This is a genomic window from Inquilinus sp. (genome assembly GCF_057815775.1).
The window spans coordinates 1-2,253 of record NZ_JBYRFX010000207.1 but is presented as its reverse complement, the minus strand read 5'-3'; the positions used below and the strand labels follow the sequence as shown (position 1 = coordinate 2,253).

At 66.5% G+C, this 2,253-nt stretch carries 2 protein-coding genes; both read right to left on the bottom strand.

The features are described 5' to 3' along the window. The coding region (locus tag AC3XYG_RS07305; protein ID WP_489139148.1) for an ABC transporter substrate-binding protein at nt 1–1,212 on the bottom strand (1,212 nt) is incomplete at its 3' end. Nucleotides 1,213–1,294: 82 nt separating this feature from the next. Further along, the coding region (locus AC3XYG_RS07300) for an ABC transporter substrate-binding protein (protein WP_489139147.1) at nt 1,295–2,253 on the bottom strand (959 nt) is incomplete at its 5' end.

Below are 2,253 nucleotides of genomic sequence, written 5' to 3'. Positions count from 1 at the left end.
GTCGTTGCGGCGCTGAGTCAGCGTCGCCCAGTCCGACACCTGCAGGTCGACCTTGAAGCCGGCCGCCTTCAGGTACTCGGCCGCCACCAAGGCCATCTTGTAGTGGAACTCGTATTGCTGGCTGGTCAGGATCCGGATCGGCTCGCCGGCATAGCCGGCCTTGGCCATCAGCGCCGCCGCCTTTTCCGGATCACCCTGGTCGTAGCGGTCGGCCCCGGCGTCGCTGCGCCAGGGATAGCCCTCGGGATACATGGCGCCGTCGACCGCGAAGAAGTCAGGCTTGCCGAAGGCGGCCAGCATCATGTCGCTCTCGCTCAGCGCCGCCTGCACCGCCTGGCGCAGCTCCAGCTTCGCCAGCGGCCCCTGCTTGGTGTTCAGCATCATGATGGGGTAGCCGAAGGATTTCAGGATCACCGGCTCGGTGGTCGAAAGCCCGGTCAGCCGGTCATAGGATTCCACCGGCAGCAGGTCGGAAAAGTCGTACTGGCCGGAAATGGCGCCTTCGATCCGGGTGTTGGCGTTCGGCACCGGTACGAAGCGGATCTCGTCGAGCCAGGCGGTGCGGCGGCCGGCATAGCGGCTCGGCTCCTCCGACCGGGCGGCATAGCCGTCGAACCGGGTCAGCAGGATGTAGCTGTCCGGCTTGCGCTCGGCCAGCTTGTAGGGGCCGGTGCCGATCACCTGGGTCAGCGGGTCGTCCATATGCGCCTTCGGCATGATCACCGCGGCGCTGTTGTTGAAGGCCAGCAGCGACAGCAGCGGGGCATAGGGTTGCTTCAGTTTGATCTCGACCGTGAAGTCGCCGGTGGCCGAAACGCTGTCGATCATCGGCGCCGCCTGCTTGCCGCGCGAGGCGATGTGCATCCAGCGCTGCAGCGAGGCGACGACATCGGCCGCGGTCAGGGCCTCGCCGTCATGGAAGGTCACGCCCTGGCGGATCTTGATGGTGTAGATCTTGCCGTCCTCCGAGACCGCCGGCATCGCCTCGGCCAGCATCGGCTTCAGCCTCCAGTCGGCATCGAAGGTGAACAGAGTCTCGTAGACATGCTGCGTGATCATGCCCAGCAGGTCGCCGGTGTTCGCCATCGGGTCGAGCGTCGGCGGCTCGCCAATGGTGGCGACGTCGATCTTGCCGCCCTTGACCGGATCGGCGAGCGCCACCGCGGGCAGCAGGGCCACGGCGGCGAGAATGGAGAGCAGCAGGCGGCGCATGGGCTGGACCTTCGGTTCTTCCTTCGACCAACGAGCTTCCCCTCCCGCCACCGCTCGCGTCGGGAGGGGTGGATACCGCTCGCTACTTCTCGACGTAGGCGTTCCAGAAATACGGCCACGGCGCCGGCGTCACGCCCTGTAGCGTCTTCGACTTGGCCGACAGCGCGTTGAAGTCGCCGACCTTGATGAACGGCACCTCGTCGGCCATCACCTGCTGCACCCCGGCCCAGAGCTTCACCCGCTCCTCTTGCGTCAGCGCCTGGTTGAAGGCACCGACGGCCTTGTCCTTGGCCGGCGTGTCCCACCAGCCGGGCGACCCCTTGGCCAGCGCGCCGATCAGCGCCGGTTCCGGCAGGAACGGGCTGTGGCTGATATAGATGTCCCACAGCGCAGGGTCGGCGCGGCGCTGGGTCAGCGTCGCCCAGTCGGTGACGTCGACGTCGACCTTGAAGCCGGCCGCCTTCAGGTACTCGGCGGCGACCAGCGCCATCTTGTAGTGGAACTCGTATTGCCGGCTGGTCAGGATCCGGATCGGCTTCCCGTCATAGCCGGCATCGGCCAGCAGCTTCTGCGCGGCCTCGGCATCGCCCTTGTTGTAGGCGTCGGTGCCGACCTCGGAGCGCCAGGGGTAGCCCTCGGGGTACATCGCGCCGTCGACGGCATAGAAATCGGTGCTGCCGAAGGCGGCGGCCAGCATGTCCTCCTCATTCAGCGCCAGCTGCACGGCCTTGCGCAGCCTGAGGTCGCTGAGCAGGCCCTGCTTGGTGTTCATGACGAACACCGGCCAGCCGAACGGCTTGAGGATGATCGGCTCCGACGCCCCGGCCTTGATCTTGTCGAAGGCCTCGACCGGCAGCGAATCCGTGTAGTCGAACTGGCCGGCGACGGCGCCTTCGACCCGGGTGTTGGCGTTCGGGATCGGCACGAAGCGGATTTCGTCGAGATACTGGTTGCGGGCGCCGCCGTAACCATCGATTTCGCCGCCGAGCGACTGGTAGCCATCGAAACGCACCAGCTGGATATACTGATCCGGCACGCGCT